General features: G+C 65.1%; 16 protein-coding genes. 7 read left to right on the forward strand and 9 right to left on the reverse strand.

What is annotated here, in order from left to right; genetic code table 11:
* Positions 1-112: 112 nt before the first annotated feature.
* Complete coding sequence (locus tag KUH32_RS00705; protein ID WP_217776155.1) at positions 113-2,413, forward strand: hypothetical protein; 2,301 nt, start codon at positions 113-115, stop codon at positions 2,411-2,413.
* A gap of 59 nt (positions 2,414-2,472) precedes the next feature.
* Here the strand turns inward: KUH32_RS00705 and KUH32_RS00710 are convergent, their stop codons facing one another.
* Together KUH32_RS00710 and KUH32_RS00715 are read right to left on the reverse strand one after the other, a co-directional pair.
* Complete coding sequence (locus KUH32_RS00710; RefSeq protein ID WP_217776156.1) at positions 2,473-2,697, reverse strand: DUF2842 domain-containing protein; 225 nt, start codon at positions 2,695-2,697, stop codon at positions 2,473-2,475.
* A 9-nt stretch (positions 2,698-2,706) separates the two neighbouring features.
* The gene (locus KUH32_RS00715; protein WP_217776157.1) at positions 2,707-4,002 is read right to left on the reverse strand and encodes an adenylosuccinate synthase; all 1,296 of its coding nucleotides are present in this window, start codon (positions 4,000-4,002) and stop codon (positions 2,707-2,709) included.
* A gap of 139 nt (positions 4,003-4,141) precedes the next feature.
* Between KUH32_RS00715 and KUH32_RS00720 the strand changes: the two genes are divergently transcribed.
* The 4 genes from KUH32_RS00720 to KUH32_RS00735 all read left to right on the forward strand — a co-directional run bounded on the left by KUH32_RS00720 (position 4,142) and on the right by KUH32_RS00735 (position 7,216).
* A complete protein-coding gene (locus tag KUH32_RS00720; RefSeq protein ID WP_217776158.1) occupies positions 4,142-4,537 on the forward strand; it encodes a DUF6524 family protein in 396 nt (131 codons plus the stop codon).
* Positions 4,538-4,602: 65 nt separating this feature from the next.
* Positions 4,603-4,974 carry a preprotein translocase subunit SecG gene (gene secG, locus KUH32_RS00725; protein ID WP_217776159.1) on the forward strand — a complete coding sequence of 124 codons (372 nt, stop codon included), beginning with the start codon at positions 4,603-4,605 and terminating at the stop codon, positions 4,972-4,974.
* Between the two features lie 160 nt (positions 4,975-5,134).
* Complete coding sequence (pyrG, locus tag KUH32_RS00730; protein WP_217776160.1) at positions 5,135-6,778, forward strand: CTP synthase; 1,644 nt, start codon at positions 5,135-5,137, stop codon at positions 6,776-6,778.
* Positions 6,779-6,877: 99 nt separating this feature from the next.
* The gene (locus KUH32_RS00735) at positions 6,878-7,216 is read left to right on the forward strand and encodes a hypothetical protein (protein WP_217776161.1); all 339 of its coding nucleotides are present in this window, start codon (positions 6,878-6,880) and stop codon (positions 7,214-7,216) included.
* 239 nt (positions 7,217-7,455) lie between these two features.
* Here KUH32_RS00735 and KUH32_RS00740 read toward each other — a convergent pair whose 3' ends face one another.
* From KUH32_RS00740 to ftsY, 5 genes are all read right to left on the reverse strand, one after another.
* A complete protein-coding gene (locus tag KUH32_RS00740) occupies positions 7,456-8,514 on the reverse strand; it encodes a T6SS phospholipase effector Tle1-like catalytic domain-containing protein (RefSeq protein WP_217776162.1) in 1,059 nt (352 codons plus the stop codon).
* Positions 8,492-10,789, reverse strand: a complete 2,298-nt coding sequence (locus KUH32_RS00745) for a xanthine dehydrogenase family protein molybdopterin-binding subunit (RefSeq protein ID WP_217776163.1) — start codon at positions 10,787-10,789, stop codon at positions 8,492-8,494. Before KUH32_RS00745 ends, KUH32_RS00740 begins: the two co-directional genes overlap by 23 nt.
* A gap of 80 nt (positions 10,790-10,869) precedes the next feature.
* On the reverse strand, positions 10,870-11,472 hold the full coding sequence (locus KUH32_RS00750; protein WP_217776164.1) for an inner membrane-spanning protein YciB: 603 nt from the start codon (positions 11,470-11,472) through the stop codon (positions 10,870-10,872).
* A gap of 31 nt (positions 11,473-11,503) precedes the next feature.
* Entirely contained in the window at positions 11,504-12,406 is a 903-nt protein-coding gene (locus KUH32_RS00755) for an EamA family transporter (protein ID WP_217776165.1), read from the reverse strand.
* A gap of 70 nt (positions 12,407-12,476) precedes the next feature.
* Positions 12,477-13,775 (reverse strand): signal recognition particle-docking protein FtsY, encoded by a 1,299-nt coding sequence (gene ftsY / locus KUH32_RS00760; protein ID WP_217776166.1) that lies wholly within the window; start codon positions 13,773-13,775, stop codon positions 12,477-12,479.
* Between the two features lie 104 nt (positions 13,776-13,879).
* Between ftsY and KUH32_RS00765 the strand changes: the two genes are divergently transcribed.
* Complete coding sequence (locus KUH32_RS00765) at positions 13,880-14,764, forward strand: lytic transglycosylase domain-containing protein (protein WP_217776167.1); 885 nt, start codon at positions 13,880-13,882, stop codon at positions 14,762-14,764.
* 14 nt (positions 14,765-14,778) lie between these two features.
* Here the strand turns inward: KUH32_RS00765 and KUH32_RS00770 are convergent, their stop codons facing one another.
* Together KUH32_RS00770 and KUH32_RS00775 are read right to left on the reverse strand one after the other, a co-directional pair.
* Entirely contained in the window at positions 14,779-15,405 is a 627-nt protein-coding gene (locus KUH32_RS00770; RefSeq protein WP_217776168.1) for a lysoplasmalogenase family protein, read from the reverse strand.
* Positions 15,406-17,091 (reverse strand): NAD(P)H-dependent oxidoreductase subunit E, encoded by a 1,686-nt coding sequence (locus KUH32_RS00775; protein WP_217776169.1) that lies wholly within the window; start codon positions 17,089-17,091, stop codon positions 15,406-15,408. It lies immediately after the preceding gene.
* A 163-nt stretch (positions 17,092-17,254) separates the two neighbouring features.
* Between KUH32_RS00775 and KUH32_RS00780 the strand changes: the two genes are divergently transcribed.
* The gene (locus KUH32_RS00780; protein WP_217776170.1) at positions 17,255-18,274 is read left to right on the forward strand and encodes an alkane 1-monooxygenase; all 1,020 of its coding nucleotides are present in this window, start codon (positions 17,255-17,257) and stop codon (positions 18,272-18,274) included.
* Positions 18,275-18,299: the final 25 nt, after the last annotated feature.

Consider the following 18,299-nt stretch of genomic DNA (forward strand, 5'->3'; position numbering starts at 1 on the left):
AGACCACAATCAGGCCACGAAATGATACGCTCTCCGGCACAGATTCGGTCAGCTTTGGTCCCGTTACCCGTGGTAAACGCTCTGTTGCTGAGTTGATGAAAGTGAGCAACCCATGGCGAGTTCGAGCAAGATTCTCACGGTTTCCTATGGCACCTTTTCGTGTACCGCGGAAGGGTTCGAAGACCCTCTTGCGGTCGTCAAGGACACCACGCATTTCTTCCGAGGCATCGTCGGGCAGGATCGCTTTTTCGGCGCCGAGCCGCCGCAACTCGATGCCGAGATGGCGGGCGAGTTGTTCCGCCAGCAGATCTCGGCAGAGGCCGCCGATACCGGCCTGTTGCTGCGCCCGAGCGGCACCGCCGCCTCGGCCGGGGCGATGAGCGCCGCACTGGCCGCAGGACCCGCAGTCGCCCGCAAACCCGTTCCCGACCCGGTGCCCGAAGCCGAAGCCGCCGCGCCCGCGGTCGCCGAGCCCGCCGACGATCCGGTCGAACAGGCCGAAACCAGCGCCACGGTGGACGAAACCGTCGACGCGATCCCGGACGAGGACGACATCGACGACGCCGTTGCCGCGACGGTCGATACCGTCGAAACCGAGACCGATGTCGACGAGGTCGAAGAGGCTGCAACCGTTGCGCAGGATGATGAAGACGGCACGCTCGATGTCGCGGATACCGGACACGAAGCGGATGCCGACGACCTTGTCGCCGCGTTGACCGAAGCCGATCTGGCCGAACCGGCCGATCTGGACGATGTCGCACCGGTGGTCGCCGATGCTCCGGCTCCGTCTGCCGCCACCGCGCCGCAATCCGCCGACCCGTCGTCCGTCGCCGCCAAGCTGGCCCGCATTCGCGCGGTGGTTTCCGGCGACGCCACGCCGCAGCAGACCGAAGCCGACTATTCCGAGGACCAGCACGCCAACGGCTCGGCGGTTTTCGACAGTGCGGCGCTGGATGACATGCTGGGTGCATTCGAAGACGACGAGGACGATCCGCAAGACTTTCCACCGCTGGACGATAGCGCCGAAGCCGAAGACCTGCCCGACACCGCGCGCGAAGCGGCCGAAGATGTCGCGGAAGACGCAGTGGAATCGTCCGAAGACAACCTTTTCGCCGACACGATCGCGGGTCTGATGGAAGACAGCGTCGATGCGGATGACGATGACGATGACGCCTGGAACGCTTTGGCGGACGAGTTGGAGGACGGCGATGCCGACCGTGTCGCGGCCGATCTTGCTGCGACCGACGACGACGATGTCGACACTGACGAGGACGACGCCGCGACCGCCGACATGCCCACCGAAGAGCCGGCGGCACCGTTGCGTGCGCGTGTCGTCAAGGTCAAGCGCGCGGTGTTCGAAGCGGCCGTGTCCAAGGGTGACATCGAACCCGTGGATGATGACGGTCACTATGCGGAAACCGGCCTGAGCGACGAGGACGAGGACGAACTGACCCGCGAACTGGAAGCGGTGAAGGCAGAACTGACCGCCGAACTCGACGACGAGTGGGACGAGGACGAAGACGAAGACGAGCCTGTTGCCGAAGCCGCACCGTCGCAGCCGCTTCGCCTGGACAATCCCGTCGCTCCGGCCACCAAGGCCACGGACCACGATCTGGATGACGACGACGAATTCGACGATCTCGACGCCGTTGTCGAGCAGATCGCCGAAGACACGTTCGGCGGCGAAGACAATGTCCGACGCGCCGTCAAGATGGCCAGCCCCGCACGCGCCATGTTGACCGAAGGCGCTGTCAAGGACGACGACGAGTCGCGTATCCTGAACCAGACCAATACCCAGCTCGAAGAACCCGAGGGCAATCGCCGCCGCAGCGCCATCGCGCATCTGCGGGCCGCGGTCGCCGCCACCAAGGCGGACCGTCTGCTGGGTCGCAAACCCGATGCCGAGGTCCAGGAACCCTATCGCGAGGATCTGGCAAACGTGGTGCGGCCCCGCCGCCCGCAATCGACCGAGGCCCGCACCGAACGCCCGGCCGAACCGTCGGTCCGTCCGGCACCGTTGAAACTGGTGGCCGAACAACGTGTCGAGGATGTGCCCGGCGCGAAATCGGCGCAACCGGTGCGCCCACGCCGCGTGACCGTCGAGGATTTCGACGAGGATGAGATCGGCGACAGCGGGTTCGCCGCCTATGCCGAACAGGTCGGTGCGACCGATCTGCCGGAGTTGCTGGAAGCAGCGGCTGCCTACATGTCGTTCGTCGAGGGCCGCGATCAGTTCTCGCGTCCGCAGTTGATGACGACGGTGCGCCAGGCAGAGGCCAGTGAATCGAGCCGCGAGGACCGGCTGCGCAGCTTTGGCCAGCTTCTGCGCGAGGGCAAGATCGAGAAGACCCGCGGCGGCCGGTTCACCGCCTCCGAGCGGATCAGCTTCAAGCCGACGCGCGCCGCCGGTTGAGCGATGTGATAACAATCGATGTTACGAGATAACAGCGGCGGGCCAAGGCCCGCCGTTCTTCATTGATCCTTGGCATCCGGATCGGCCTGGCCGACGCCGCGAAAGACGAACTTGAACGGCAAGGCCCAGACGATCCCCAACACGACATAGATCAGGAACTCGACCGCGATCGGCGGACGGTCGAACCAGTTCACCACCGTCACAGCAGCGACGATATAGGCGGGCAGCCCCACCAGAAGGATGACCAGCGACCAGCGCCGCCGTGCTTTGTAACTCAGTGCCATTCCCAGCAGTTAGTCCGCGAAGGGGTCGGTGACAAGGATCGTGTCCTCGCGTTCCGGCGAGGTCGACAGCAGCGCCACCGGGCAGGCGATCAGCTCTTCGATCCGGCGCACGTATTTCACCGCGTTGCCCGGAAGATCGGCCCAGCTGCGCGCGCCCTCGGTGCTTTCCGACCAGCCGTCCATTTCCTCGTAGATCGGCACGCAGCGCGCCTGCGCCTCGGCGGCGATGGGCAGATGGTCGAGCCTTTCGCCGTCCAACTCGTAGCCCACGCAGATCCTGAGCGTCTCGAACCCGTCCAGAACGTCGAGTTTGGTCAGCGAGATCCCGTTCACGCCGGATGTCGCGCAGGTCTGGCGCACCAGAACCGCGTCGAACCAGCCGCAGCGCCGCTTGCGCCCGGTGGTGGTGCCGAATTCGTGCCCGCGTTCGCCCAGCCGCTGGCCGTCGGCGTCGTGCAGTTCGGTCGGGAACGGGCCTTCGCCGACGCGGGTGGTGTAGGCCTTGACGATGCCGAGGACGAAATCGATGGCCCCGGGGCCGATCCCGGTGCCGGTCGCGGCCTGTCCGGCAATGACGTTGGACGAGGTGACAAAGGGATAGGTGCCGAAATCGATGTCCAGTAGCGCACCCTGCGCGCCCTCGAACAGGATGCGATGCCCGGCGCGGCGTTTTTCGTTGAGCACCTTCCAGACCGGCCCGGCGAAGGGCAGGATCTGCGGCGCGATGTCGGTCAGCGCGGTCAGCAGCGCGGCGCGGTCGACCGGTTCCATCCCCAATCCTCGGCGCAACGGGTCGTGATGCTGCAGCGCGCGGTCCACACGCGCCTCAAGCGTCGCGGGATCTGCCAGATCGGCCACCCGCACGGCGCGCCGGCCGACCTTGTCCTCGTAGGCCGGGCCGATACCCCGACCGGTGGTCCCGATCTTTGTGCCGGCGCTCGCGGCTTCTTCCCGCGCTCGATCCAGCTCGCCATGGATGGGCAGGATCAGCGGTGTGTTTTCGGCGATCATCAGCGTTTCGGGGCTGATCTCGACCCCCTGAGCGCGGATCGTCTCGATCTCGCGGACCAGGTGCCAGGGGTCCAGCACCACGCCGTTGCCGATCACCGAAAGCTTGCCGGGGCGCACCACGCCCGACGGCAGGGCGTGCAGCTTGAAGACCGTGCCGTCGATCACCAGCGTGTGACCGGCATTATGCCCGCCCTGGAAGCGCGCGATCACGTCGGCGCGGCTGGACAGCCAGTCGACGATCTTGCCCTTGCCCTCATCACCCCACTGGGCGCCCACGACAACCACGTTGGCCACGGCTTTTCTCCTGTTCCCGGCTGAAACCCGCGCGTGTATAGCCGTCCGTTTCGTTGCGCGAAACCGCGAAAATGCCGCGCCGGACTGGACAGGGCGCGCGGGCTTGGCCAGTAAGAGACCACGGATGCGGGAGAGTGCGATGGGTTTCGTTCTACGCTGGTTGTTCGCGTTGGCCTTGTTGTCGGCGACCTGGAACCCGACACAAATGAATTTCGTCGCATGGGCGATGCGGAACTGGCAGAACCAGTTGCCGCTGACCGTTCTGATCGGCCTCGTGCTGTTCGTGGGCTACGTCATCTACCTGCGGGCGACGCTCCGTTCGATCGGAGCGTTCGGCATGGCGCTGGTACTGGCGCTGGTCGGCGCCATTCTGTGGGTTCTGTGGGATTTTGGCTGGCTCGACTTTTCCGACCGCGCCCTGATGTCCTGGCTGGGGCTTTTCGCGCTATCGCTGGTGCTGGGGATAGGTCTGAGCTGGTCCATCGTGCGCCGCAAGCTGAGCGGCCAGGTCGACATGGACGACGTCGAAGAGTGAGCGGCTTGCGCCCCTCGCCGCCTTCGCCTACATAGCGCCCAGCATCCAAGCAGGACCTCCGCGCCATGGAAAACGTCATTCTCATCGTCCACCTTCTGCTCGCGCTCGCGCTGATCGGCATCGTTCTGATGCAGCGGTCCGAAGGCGGCGGACTGGGTATCGGTGGCGGTGGCGGCGCAATGAGCCAGCGTTCGGCGGCCACCGCGCTTGGCAAGGTGACCTGGGTGCTGGCCATCGCCTTCATCTGCACCTCGCTGACCTTGACGATCATCGCGGCGCAGAACGCGTCGGGCGCGTCGATCCTGGACCGGATCGGCGGCGCGGCCGAAGCGCCGGCCGACAGCGGCGCCGATACCGGCGAGATCGACACCGACGCGCTGTTGCCGCCGCCGTCGACCACCGATCCCGACGCGCCGCTGGTGCCGCGCGCCGACTAAGAACCACTAAGGATTGAGGAAACCAAGCTTTCCGCAACAGCATCTTGCGGTCCGCTGGACTCACGCGCGCGAATCCTATAGAAGTCAAATCCCGTGATGCTGCGGCCCGAAAAGGCGGCGGGTGACCAGAAATACAGGCAAAATCACGGGGTTGGCCCACATGGCGCGCTTCATCTTCATCACCGGCGGTGTCGTTTCATCCTTGGGTAAAGGGCTGGCCTCGGCCGCGCTTGGGGCGTTGTTGCAGGCGCGCGGCTTCTCGGTGCGGCTGCGCAAGCTCGACCCCTACCTGAATGTCGACCCCGGCACGATGTCGCCGTTCGAGCATGGCGAGGTTTTCGTCACGGATGACGGCGCCGAGACCGACCTGGACCTGGGGCATTACGAACGCTTTACCGGCGTGCCGGCGCGCAAGACCGACTCGATCAGTTCCGGTCGGATCTACATGAACGTGCTGGAAAAGGAACGCCGCGGAGATTACCTCGGCAAGACGATCCAGGTCATTCCGCACGTCACCGACGAGATCAAGGATTTCATCGCCATCGGCGAGGACGAGGTCGACTTCATGCTGTGCGAGATCGGCGGCACGGTGGGCGACATCGAAGGCCTGCCGTTCTTCGAGGCGATCCGCCAGTTTTCGCAGGACAAACCGCGAGGCCAGTGCATCTTCATGCACCTGACGCTGCTGCCCTTCATCAAGGCCAGCGGCGAGCTGAAGACCAAGCCGACCCAGCATTCGGTCAAGGAACTGCGCAGCATCGGCATCGCGCCCGACATCCTGGTCTGCCGATCCGAAGGACCGATTCCGCAGAAAGAGCGCGAAAAGCTCGCGCTTTTCTGCAACGTGCGCCCCGACAGCGTGATCGCCGCACAAGACCTGAAATCGATCTACGAAGCACCGCTGGCCTATCACCGCGAGGGGCTGGACCAGGCGGTTCTCGACGCGTTCCAGATCACCCCGGCGCCCAAGCCCAATCTCGAGGTCTGGCAGGACGTGGCCGACCGCATCGCCAATCCCGAAGGCGACGTCAATGTCGCCATCGTGGGCAAATACACGCAGCTGGAAGACGCCTACAAATCCATCGCCGAAGCTCTGACCCATGGCGGGCTGGCCAACCGGGTGCGGGTCAATATCGACTGGGTCGATGCCGAATTGTTCGAACGCGAAGATCCGGCCCCCCACCTGGAACGCTTCGACGCGATCCTGGTGCCCGGCGGGTTCGGCGAACGCGGCACCGAGGGCAAGATCAAGGCAGCGCAGTTCGCCCGCGAACACAACGTGCCGTATCTGGGCATCTGCCTGGGGATGCAGATGGCGGTGATCGAAGCGGCGCGCAACGTTGCCGGCGTGAAGAAGGCCGGATCGGAGGAATTCGATCACGAGGCCGGGGAAAAGCGTTTCGAACCCGTGGTTTACCACCTCAAGGAATGGGTGCAGGGCAACGCCAAGGTGAACCGCTCGGTGGGTGACGACAAGGGCGGCACGATGCGGCTGGGGGCCTATGACGCGGTGCTGGCGGAAGGGTCGCGGGTCGCCAAGGTGTATGGCACGACCACGATCGACGAACGCCACCGCCACCGCTACGAGGTGGACATCAAGTATCGCGACAAGCTGGAAAAGGCCGGGCTGCGGTTCTCGGGCATGTCGCCGGATGGCCGCCTGCCGGAAATCGTCGAATGGCCCGATCACCCGTGGTTCATCGGCGTGCAGTTCCACCCCGAACTGAAATCCAAACCCTTCGATCCGCACCCGCTGTTCCGCGATTTCGTGCGCGCGGCGAAGGACGTGTCGCGGCTGGTTTAGGCTGGTTGCGGATACTGCCCGCAATTTACCGTTTGTTAGGCCAGCGACCCTTATCTCACGAGGAATTCCACTAGGAAATCCTTGAAAGGACAGGGTCTCATGCGTCTGATATCAGTATCCGTTGTTTTCGGTTTAACGCTTGCCGGATGCGCCGCGCCCCCGGCTTCGGAAATGGAGCGGCGGACCCGGATGGCGGCCGCAGCCGAAGTATCGGCTACGCAATGCGCGGGCTTCGTCGGCGGCTATGAATCAGCCAAGCAACTCAAGGCGGACGCCAACACGAACATCATCGCGGCGAGGCAGTTGGGCGCGACCGATGCCGATCTCGCCAAAGCGCGGAAAGACGTCCAGACAACTTTCAACACGGCTGCCTTGTTCACCAGCATTCCCGAGGCCTGCAATTCCCTCATCGGCAGCCTTGCCTGGACATCCAACTGACGCCGCACGGGCAAGGGCGGCCCGGGCCCTACCGTTGCTTCGGTGACAGGCATCCAGCGCTTGGGGATGCACGGTCTCTTTGACAGAAAAACGCCCGGAACCGAGGCTCCGGGCGCAGTTACGGAACGAGGGACAGTGAAGGTCTCGCGGGTGTTCCGTTCCCGCGGCCTATCCATTATCTAGGCATTAATGTCACAGTTTTAAGGCCGGTCACCGGATCGTGAGAAAAAATCCTTGACCTAGCCCGATTGCCGCTGCGGCTGTGCCAGGGCAGCGGTATCGGCCTTGACCGTTTCATGCAGCCGTTCCGACGGGTCCTGTCCGACAACCCTATGGGATCGCAGCAGAAACAGCTTTCCCAAACCGTGCCAGGTGCCGACGGACGGCGCATCGGTATCGCAGGGAAAGCGCCGACGCCAGTCCGTCGGAAAGGGCAGTGCGCAGTCTTCCATCCGTTCGATCATCCAGCAAAGCGGGATATTGGACAGCGGTCGCGCATCGTTGAAGCCCCCGAGTTGGCCGCCGATATCGCCATGTGTGCCGCGGAACCAGACCTGTTCGACATGGCCGTGCCAGCCGGGCGGGCAGCGCCAAAGCACCGGCGCATAAGCCTGCCGCGTCTCGTCCAGCGCCAGGGCGTGAAACCCGTGGCGGATCGTGGAACCCAGCGAGTCGTTGTGAAAGGCGTGCTTGTACTCGGTCAGCCTCCACAGCAGTGGCAGGCGCAGTCCCAGCGCCTTGACGGTGTCCCAGACGCCGACCATTTCGATCGGCGCTTCGGGATGGCAGAACTCGCGGGCGAAGACCTGCGCCGAAGGCCCGTCGGGATCGTAGCGATACAAGCGGTAGATCTGGCGGATGTTGCGTTCGGTCGCGCAGGCGGCGGTCAGCAACCCGATCCGGTCGATCATGCCGGCCATCGACCGGACCGCAAAGGCGCCGCGGGAATAGCCCATCAGAAAGATCCGGTCGCCGGGGCGGTAGCGCGAGGCGAGGTAGCCATAGGCACGGCAGATCTGGCGGTTGATGCCGCGGCCCATCATCACGTCGGGCGTGGTGCGCCAGTTCGGCCATTGGACGCCGGCCTCGTAGAAAAGCGACGCATGTCCATGTTCGTGCAACAGCTTGTAGACCAGCCCGGCATTGGTTTCCTCGCCGGGGCGCAGCGACGACATCGTGCCGTCCAGGATGATGACGTGATCGATGGGCCCGCGGCGGGCGGTCAGCTTGCTGTGTCCGGTGGCGAACCGCCGCCGGACCCAACCCAGTACCCTGTCACTCAGCCGCGAACCGCTCATCCCTCAACAATTCCCACATCCGGTGCGGCGTGAACGGCATGTCCACCTGCCGCACCCCGCGATCCCAGACCGCATCCTGTACCGCGTTGGCCACGGCGGCCAGCGCACCCACCGTACCGGCCTCGCCACAGCCCTTCATCCCCATCGGGTTGGCGGTGGACGGCACCGGTTCGGTTTCGAACCCGATCATCGGCACATCATCGGCGCGGGGCATAGCGTAGTCCATGAACGATGCGGTGAGCAATTGCCCGTCCTCGTCATAGACCACCCGTTCGGTGACCGCCTGTCCGATGCCCTGCACGACGCCGCCATGCACCTGGCCCTCGGCAAGCATAGGGTTGATGAGGTTACCAAAGTCATCAACGACGCTGTAGCGATCGACCCGGGTCACACCGGTTTCGGGATCGATTTCGACCTCGGCGACATGCGCGCCGTTTGGAAAGGACCGCGCCTCGAGCGTTGCCCGGGCCGTCCAGGTCAGCAGGTCGTCGCGCCCGGCCTCTCGGGCCATCTGTGCCACCTCGAGCATGGTGGGCGACAGGTTCGAGCCTTCGGCGCGGAACCGTTCGTCGTCAAAGCGCACCTGCTCGGGGGTCACGCCCATCTCCGGTGCAAGGAACGCCGCAAAGCCTTGGATCATCTCGGCCACGGCGACCAGCGTGACATTGGCCTGAACGGTGACCGACCGCGACCCGCCGGTGCCGCCGCCCTGGGCGATGCGGTCGCTGTCGCCCTGAACGACTTGGATGTGATCGGCCGGAATGCCGGTCTGATCCGACAGGAAACGGGCGAACACCGTCTCGTGCCCCTGCCCGTTCGACTGGGTGCCGACATAGATCAGCGCGCCGCCATCTTCGGTGAATTCGACCTTCACGTCTTCGCCCGGCGCGCCCAGGATGGATTCGATGTAGTAGCACAGCCCCTGCCCGCGCAGCTTGCCTGCTGCCTCGCTGGCAGCCTTGCGTGCAGCATAGCCCGCGAGGTCCGCCACCTTTGCCGCGCGGTCCAGAACGCGGGGGAAATCGCCGACATCGTAGGTTTCTCCGGGGATGGTCTTGTAGGGAAACTGGCCGGGCTTGATGAAGTTGATGCGCCGCAGTTCCCAGGGATCGATACCCAGTTCGCGCGCGGCGCGGTCGATGACGCGTTCCAGCACGTAGATCGCCTCGGGCCGGCCGGCGCCGCGATAGGCATCGACCGGCGTGGTGTTGGTATAGACGCCCTCGCAACGCATGTAAGCGGCGGGGATGTCGTAGACGCCGGTCAGCACGCGCGCGAACAGGTTGGTCTGGATCGGCTGGGCGAATTGCGAATTATAGGCGCCCATGTTCGCCACCGTATGCAACCGATAGGCGGTGATGCGGTTGTTTTCGTCAAAGCCCAGTTCGGCCACCGTCACCAGGTCGCGCCCGGCATTGTCCGACAGCATCGCTTCGGACCGGTCCGACATCCAGCGCACCGGTCGGCCAAGCGACTTGGCCGCGAAAGCGACGGGCAGGTATTCGGGATAGGGCATGCCCTTCATGCCGAACCCGCCGCCGACATCCGGCGTGGTGACGCGCACCGCGTCCTTTGGCAGGTCGAAGGCATCGGCCAGGATGTCCTTGAGCCCCCAGACCCCCTGCCCGGAATAGCCCATGTGCAGGCGCCCGTCCTGCCATTCGGCGAAACAGCCGCGCGCTTCCATCGAGTTGACGATGATCCGGTTGTCGCCGACCTCGAGGCGAACGACACGGTGCGCCTCGGCCAGCGCGCGGGTGGTCTCGTCCTCCAGCCCCAGCCCGAAATCGAAGGCGCGGTTTTCCGGCGCCTCGGGATGGATGGCCTCTCCGCCGATCACCGGGTCGACATGCACCGGCAGGTCGTCGAAATCGACCAGGATCATCTCGGCCGCGTCGCGGGCCTGTTGCAGGCTTTCGGCCACGATCATCGCGATGGCTTCGCCGACGAACCGCACCCGGCCCTTGGCCAGCACCGGGCGTTCCGGCTCGGCGCCCTTGCTGCCGTCGCGGTTCTTGACCACCGTGGCCGCCAGCGTGTGCCCCACGCCGGCCTCGACCATGTCGGCGGCGGTCACGACAAGGTGCACGCCATCGGCCTCGCGCGCCTCGGATACATCCAGTTCGGACAGGTCGGCATGGGCAACGGTCGAGCGCAGGAAATAGGCGTAGAGCGCGCCTTCTGGCGCGACATCGTCGATGAACCGTCCCGCACCGGTCAGAAAGCGCACATCCTCGACCCGCTTGACTGGCTGGCTCTTGCCGAATTTTTCCATATCCCTGCCCCTTTTTGCGTCCCGCGCGTCAGACTAGCCCCCAGGCAGAGGCTGTCCAGACGGTCTGCGACGCTTGAATGTCAGTCTTCGTCGGACTCGAGCCCGTAGCGCTTGAAAAGTCCGGCCTGCGCGATGAAAAACAAAAAGACCGCCGCCGTGAACCCGAAGGTCTTGAACCAGACCCAGGCCTCGGTGCTCATGGTCCGCCAGACGAATTCGTTCAGCGCGGCAAGTCCGAAGAACAGGCCGGTCACGCGACGCGTCAGGATCATCCATCCCTGTTCCTCGAGTGGCATCAACCCTTCCATCACCACGCGCAGATAGGATTGCCCGCGCAGCAACCCGAACAGCAAGGCCGTGCCGAACAGAAGATAGATCAGCGTCGGCTTGATCTTGAAAAAGCGTTCGTCGTTCAGCCAAACGCTGAGGCCGCCGAAGATGACGATCAGCACCGCAGTGACCACCTGCATGCGGCTGAGATGCCCGGTCAGCCACCACAACGCGCCCATCGCCAGCAGGAATAGCGGGATGAACCCGGCGGTCACCAGGATGAACCCGTCGTATTCCGTGCCCCCGATGACGAACACCCGGTCCTTCAGCCACAGATAGGCGGCAAAGAATGCCAGGATCGGCCCGTATTCGAGCGCCGATTTGACGAAGGGATTGACCTGCGGCTTGTCCATGAGCGTCTCCTTGATCCCTCAGATAGGGCGTTCAGCCGCCAAGCTCAACGATCACTGCGCCGAGCGCGATCAGTGTCATCAGCATGATGCGCCGCGGCCCGACGGTTTCGCGCAGAACCAGCCAGCCGATGAAGGCGGCAAAGACAGTGGATGTTTCGCGCAGGATCGCCGCCTCGCCCACCTTGTCCAGCCGGGTGGCCATCATCACGGCACCAAAGCTGCCGAAAGCCACAAGAGCGCCGACAAAGCCGCGAAACAACAACCCCGGCCCAGCCCCGTGCAGCCGGTGGCGCAGCGGTGTCGCCAGGAACAACAGCGGAAAGTCCAAGGAGGACAGGAAGAACAGCCAGAAAAGGAAGGTGAACGGGTTCGGTGTGGCGCGAATGCCGAAGGCGTCCCAGGTCGTGTAAAGCGCCACCGTCAAACCGGTGAGCAACGCAAGGGCAAGCGCCGGGCGCAGAGTATCGCGGGCGACGTCCAGATAGAGCATGTTGTAGACCGCCAGCCCGAAGATGCCGGCCAGCAGCACCGCCAATCCCAGCCATTGCGTTGTCGTGAACGCCTCGCCGAACAGCATCCAGGCGCCGATGACCGTGAACAGCGGTCCTGTGCCGCGCACCACGGGATAGACCACCGTATAGGCGCCACGGGTATAGGCCATGGCCTGCGCGGTCTTGTAGGCTAGGTGGATCGCGATGGCGCCCGCCAGGATCGGCCAGTGTTGCGGTTCCGGCCAAGGCACGACGAACAGGGCCACCGGCGCGGCCAGCAGCGCCATCCAGGAATCGATGGCGACGCGGCTGGTCCAGGGATCGTGGCGACCCTTTTGCAAGGCGCCGAAGACGGCGTGCAGGACAGCCGAGCCCAGAGCCAGCAACATCGCCAGCTTGTGGCCCGCCTCGGTGCCCTCGACCGACAGCAGCCACTCCGTCACGCGCTGCGCCGTGAGGGCGCTGCCCCCACACCCCCGGGATATTTTTGGCCAGATGAAGGATCAGGTCGTGTCACGCGGCGTCGAGGCCGGTCAGTGCCGCGGCAAACTCCTCGGGGTCGAAAGGGGCCAGGTCGTCGATCTGTTCGCCCACACCGATGGCGTGGATCGGCAGGCCGAAGCGGTCGGCCAGCGCCACCAGAACGCCACCTTTGGCGGTGCCGTCAAGCTTGGTCATCACGAGGCCCGAGACATCGGCGAGCTTCTGGAAGGTCTCGACCTGGTTCAACGCGTTCTGCCCGGTGGTCGCGTCCAGCACCAGCAGCGTGTTGTGCGGTGCGTTCGGGTCCTTCTTGCGGATGACGCGAACGATCTTGGCCAGTTCCTCCATCAGGTCGGCGCGGTTCTGCAACCGGCCCGCCGTATCGATCATCAGCAGATCGGCGCCCTCGGCCTGGGCCTTGGTCATCGCCTCGAAGGCCAGGCTGGCGGGGTCCGACCCCTGCGCCGCTGTCATCACCGGCACGCCGGCGCGGTCGCCCCAGACCTGAAGCTGTTCGACCGCCGCGGCGCGGAACGTGTCCCCCGCGGCAATCACCACCTTCTTGCCCGCGGCACGGAACTGGCTGGCCAGCTTGCCGATCGTCGTGGTCTTGCCCGAGCCGTTCACCCCGACCACCAGCACGACCTGCGGCTTGGTCGGGTACAGCGGCAGCGGCTTGGCCACGGGTTCCATGATCCTGGCGATCTCGCTGGCCAGCAATTCCTTGATCTCGCGCGCGCTGAGTTTGCGGCCCATCCGACCTTCGGCGATGTTCGCGGTCACGCGCAGGGCGGTATCCACGCCCATGTCCGAGGTGATCAGCAGCTCTTCGAGGCTTTCCAGCATGGCGTCGTCCAGCACGCGGCGGATTTCCGGTGCGGCGCCTCGGCGGCCCAGCAGACGGCCCAGCAGGCCCGGCCTGGACATCTCGGGCATGGGCGGGTCCGGCATCGGATCGGACAGCGGCGGGATGTCGAGCGGCGGCGCGGATGGCGTCTCGGAAGGGGGCGGCGCGACCGGGTCTTCTTGTGGCGGCAGTTCGACCGGCGGTTCGGGCTCGGGTGCCGGTTCCGGTTCGCGTTCGGGTTCCGGGACGGGCTGCGGTTCGGGATCGACGGGTTGTGGCGCTTCCGGTTCCGGTTCGGGTTCGGGCGCGGGCTCCGGCTCGGGTGTTTCGACCGGTGGCGCGACCGGTTCGGGCTCGGTCGGCGCGGGGACTTCCGGGGTCGGCTCCTCGACTCCGCCTTCCTGGACGATGGCATCCAGCCCTTCGTCGATCTTGGACGAGGACTTGAACAGCCGGTTCTTGAGCTTGCCGAAAAAAGACATGGCACCGCCTTCGTTTTTCTTCACCTAATATGCCGGCGCGGCAAAGAAAAGCCGCGCGACAGATGTGAATTGACCTGAAGGCGGGGGCCGGGCATCCCTGTGCCATGCTGCGGCTGCTTGCGATTGCGCTTGTTCTTCTGCCCGCGCCGGCCTTGCAGGCCGAGCCCGGCACGATGTGCAGCCGTGGCGTGTTCGCCCCCGTGGAGTGCATCCGGCCCAGCCATTTCGTGCACGACACCTGCCAGGCGATCGCCAATTTTGCCAAGGCACATCTGCTGGATGCGGGGTTCTTTGCGCGGCTGATCTGGCAGGAAAGCCGCTTTGATCCGAATGCCCGCAGCCCGGCCAATGCCCAGGGCATCGCGCAATTCATCCCCTCGACCGCCGCCTTGCGCGGGCTGCGCGACCCCTACAATCCGGCCGAGGCGCTGGAATTCTCTGCCGAATATCTCGGCGAACTGGCGCGCCGCTATGGCAATGCCGGACTGGCCGCCGTGGCTTATAACGGCGGCGAAGCGCGCGCCGACGGGCTGGTCGGCGAAACCGGCGGGCTGGCGCGCGAGACGGTGGATTACGTCCAGATCATCACCGGCCTGACGGCCGAGACCTGGCGCGACGAACCACCCGAAAACCACGATTTCAGGCTGCAGAAGGCCAAGGCATTTCTGCCCGCCTGCCACGACCTGGCCCGCAAGCGGCGCCTGACCGCCTTTCCGCGTCCCGAACCCGCGGTCAGACCCTGGGGTGTGCAGGTGGCCTTCGGGACCACCAAAGGGCGGGCATCCGATCAATTCAAGGCACGCACGCGATCCTGTGCCGCGCTGGTCGAGGGCGAAAAGCCAGACCTGATCTGGCAGAAAAGCCGCGCCAGCCCCCGCGGCGGCTATTTCATGGTGCGCATCGGTCGCGACGACCGCGACGAAGCCTGGCGCTATTGCGCGCGGCTCAAGGCGCAGGGTTGTTTGTGCGCGGTGTATCGGAACAGATAGGTCGCCGCCCGAACTCAGACCAAGACGCCGTAGAGAAGAAGGGATTGGGCCGCGAAATAGGTGACCCAGATCGCACGGGGAAGGACGTTCGCGAACAATCGGTCATCCATCAGTTCGACCGCGATCATCGCGTCGGAAAGGACAAACAGCAAGGCACCGATGCGCAAGGCCCAATCCCCGGTTTGCCAGGCGGCCAAGGCCATCGCCAAAAGCAGGACGGTATATAGACCCGCCGCCATGCGCAGCGGAACCGGATGCCCTTTCAAGGCCGCGGTCATGGCACCACCCAGCACGACCAGACCCAGGAAGGGCTGCTCGCGATTGATCTCGACCGCGATCAGAACCTCGACGATATCCGGCTTGAACTGGGCGATATAGCAGATCTGGGCAAACGCGAAAGCCGAAATGCCCAACAGAAATGCCAACCGGGACGACCGCGACAGGGCCCAATCTCCGGCCGCCGAGAACAGCAAGGCCAGAACCACCAACAAAGGTGCTTGCGCCAGAACGGCGGTTGCGGCCAGCGCCAGAACCGACGCCGTTTTGGTCACCGACCGCGCATCCGAAACAGCCGCCATCACGAAACGAAGCTGGTAGGTCATGGCAAGACCAAGCGCCAAGATGGCGGCGAACCAAGTCAATCATACCTCGTCGGCGAAATGCCTGATCGTCAGGCGGATCGGGTTCGGCGCGGCCTGGCCCAAACCGCAGATCGACGCATCGGCCATCGCCTGGCACAACTCTTCCAGAAGCGGTTGATCCCAACGTTCGGCCTGCATCAGCTTGACCGCCTTCTCGCAACCGACCCGGCAGGGCGTGCACTGGCCGCAGCTTTCATCCTCGAAGAACCGCAGCATGTTCAGCGCCGCATCGCGGGCGCGGTCCCGGTCGGACAGCACGACCACGGCGGCCGACCCGATGAAGGACCCGTGCGGCTGCAACGTGTCGAAGTCCAGCGGCACGTCGTTCATCGATGCGGGCAGCAGCCCCGAGGACGGCCCACCCGGCTGATAGGCCTTGAACACGTGACCCTCAGCCATCCCGCCGGCGGCCTCAATGATGTCGGTGATGGTGGAGCCTGCGGGCAGCAGGTAGACACCCGGCTTCGCGACCCGGCCCGAGACCGAGTAGGAGCGCAGCCCCTTGCGCCCGTTCTTTTCGATTCCACTCAGGATTTCAGGGCCTTCGCGGCAGATCTTCGCAACCCAGTGCAGGGTTTCGATGTTGTGGACAAGTGTCGGGCGCCCGAACAGACCCACCTGCGCCACATAGGGCGGGCGGTGGCGCGGCAGGCCGCGCTTGCCCTCGATCGATTCGATCATCGCGCTTTCTTCGCCGCAGATATAGGCCCCGGCGCCGCGGCGCAGCTCGACATAGCCTTTGTCCACAAGAGATGCGTCTTCCAACGCCTTGATTTCACAGCGCAGGATCTCCAGCACTGCCGGGTATTCGTCGCGCATGTAGATATAACAGCGCTCAGCCTCGACGGCCCAGGCAGCGATCAGCATTCCTTCCAGGAAAAGATGGGGTTGGCGTTCGAGATAAAAGCGATCTTTGAACGTGCCCGGCTCGCCTTCGTCGCCGTTCACAGCCAGGTAGCGCGGGCCGGGATTGGCACGCACGAAGCCCCATTTCTTGCCCGAGGGAAAGCCGGCGCCGCCCAGCCCCCGCAGCCCGGAGGCCAGAACCGCATCCTGCACCGCCTCCCAATCGCCCTTGGCGCGCAGCGCTTGCAATACCTTGTAGCCGCCGCCGTCACGATAGGCCGCGATCCCCTCGTAGTCGGGGATATGCGCATGGGTGTCGCCGGCAGCGATGGCGGCCCGGACCTTGTCGGGCGTGGCAAAGTCGATGTGGTTGTGTCCCAGCTCCAGCACCGGCGCGGTGTCGCAGCGGCCCATGCAGGGTGCGCGGACGACGCGCACCTGTTCGGGGTCCAGCCCGTCCTCCAGAGCCGCCTTCAACGCCTGTGCGCCGGCCAATTCGCAAGACAGCGAATCGCAGACCCGGATGGTCAGCGCAGGCGGCGGTGTCTCGCCTTCTTTCACCACGTCGAAATGCGCATAGAAGGTCGCGACCTCGTAGATCTCGGCCATCGCCAGGCGCATTTCCTCGCCAAGCGCGCGCAGATGCGCGGCCGACAGGTGGCCATGCGCATCCTGGATCAGGTGCAGGAACTCGATCAGCAAGTCGCGGCGTCGTGGCCTGTCGCCCAGCAGGGCCCGGATCTCGGCCAGGGCCGCATCGTCCAGTTGCCGCCCCTTGGGGGTGCGCCGTCCCTTGCCGGGAGCCGATTTCCAGACGCCCTTGTTCTCGTCGAGTGCCATTCCGCGCCTCCTGTCAACGCCGACAATCTAGACCACGGTTCTGCCCGCGATAGCCCGAAAAACGACACAGCACACTGCGCCTGCGGCCCCGAATTGCCCAGACGCAGCCGCAATGGTGACGGAATGCGAAGCGACGACTACGATCGGAGACATGAGGGCGGGTATGATCCGATTCACCGCGGCAACGCTGGGACTGGTGGCGCTGCTGGCGCTGGCACTGGTGCTGGGCCAGCCGTTTGCCGCGCTGGCGCTGCTGAGCATCACCGTGTTCGCCTATTTCCTCGACAAATTCGCCGTCTTGGCCGGGCCGGACCGACCGGGCCAGGAATTTCCCGCCGGTCACGGCTTGTCGACCACGTTGGGCCTGCTGCATTTCCCGCTGCTGTACGGCGGGGTCTGGGTGCTGGCGGCCGGACCGTTGCCTGTTCTGGACAAGGTTCTGATCTTCTTCGCGCTGTCGCTGTTTCTGGGCCAGGTCGGCAATTCCAACGCGCATGAACTGATCCACCGCGCCGACCGCTGGCCGCGCCGGTTGGGCACGGCGGTCTACTGCTCGCTGCTGTTCGGCCATCACGCCTCGGCCCATACGCGGGTGCACCATGTCCATGCCGCCACCGACCGAGACCCGAATTCCGCCCGCGCGGGCGAAACCTTCTACGCCTTTGCCCTGCGTGCCTGGGCGGGATCGTTCCGCGAAGGTCTGAGGGCGGAAACCGCGCTGCGAAAACACAAGGGCGGTCTGCATCCCTACCTCGTTTACGCCGCCGGCGCATTGACATCGCTGGGTGTCGCGGCGTTGATTGCGGGGGGTTCCGGGATCGTGGCGCTGCTTGGCCTGTGCCTTTACGCGCAGATGCAGCTGCTGTTGTCGGACTATGTCCAGCATTACGGGTTGCGACGGCGCGAGATCGCCCCGGGCAAACACGAACCGGTCGGCCCACAGCACAGCTGGAACGCGCCGCATGGCTTCAGCTCGGCCCTGATGCTGAACGCGCCGCGCCATTCCGATCACCACGCGCGCCCGGCGCGCAGCTATCCGGGGCTGGAACTGGACCGCGCGACGATGCCGATCCTGCCGCATTCGCTTCCGGTGATGGCCGTGCTGGCACTGGTCCCGCCGGTCTGGCGGCGCGTGATGGACCGCCGCGCGGCGAAATGGACCGGCGCAGCCCTGCCGGCCTGAACGCGCTCACGCGAATGGGACTTTT

It is taken from the genome of Thalassococcus arenae (assembly GCF_019104745.1).
Taxonomy (GTDB): Bacteria; Pseudomonadota; Alphaproteobacteria; order Rhodobacterales; family Rhodobacteraceae; genus Thalassococcus_B; species Thalassococcus_B arenae.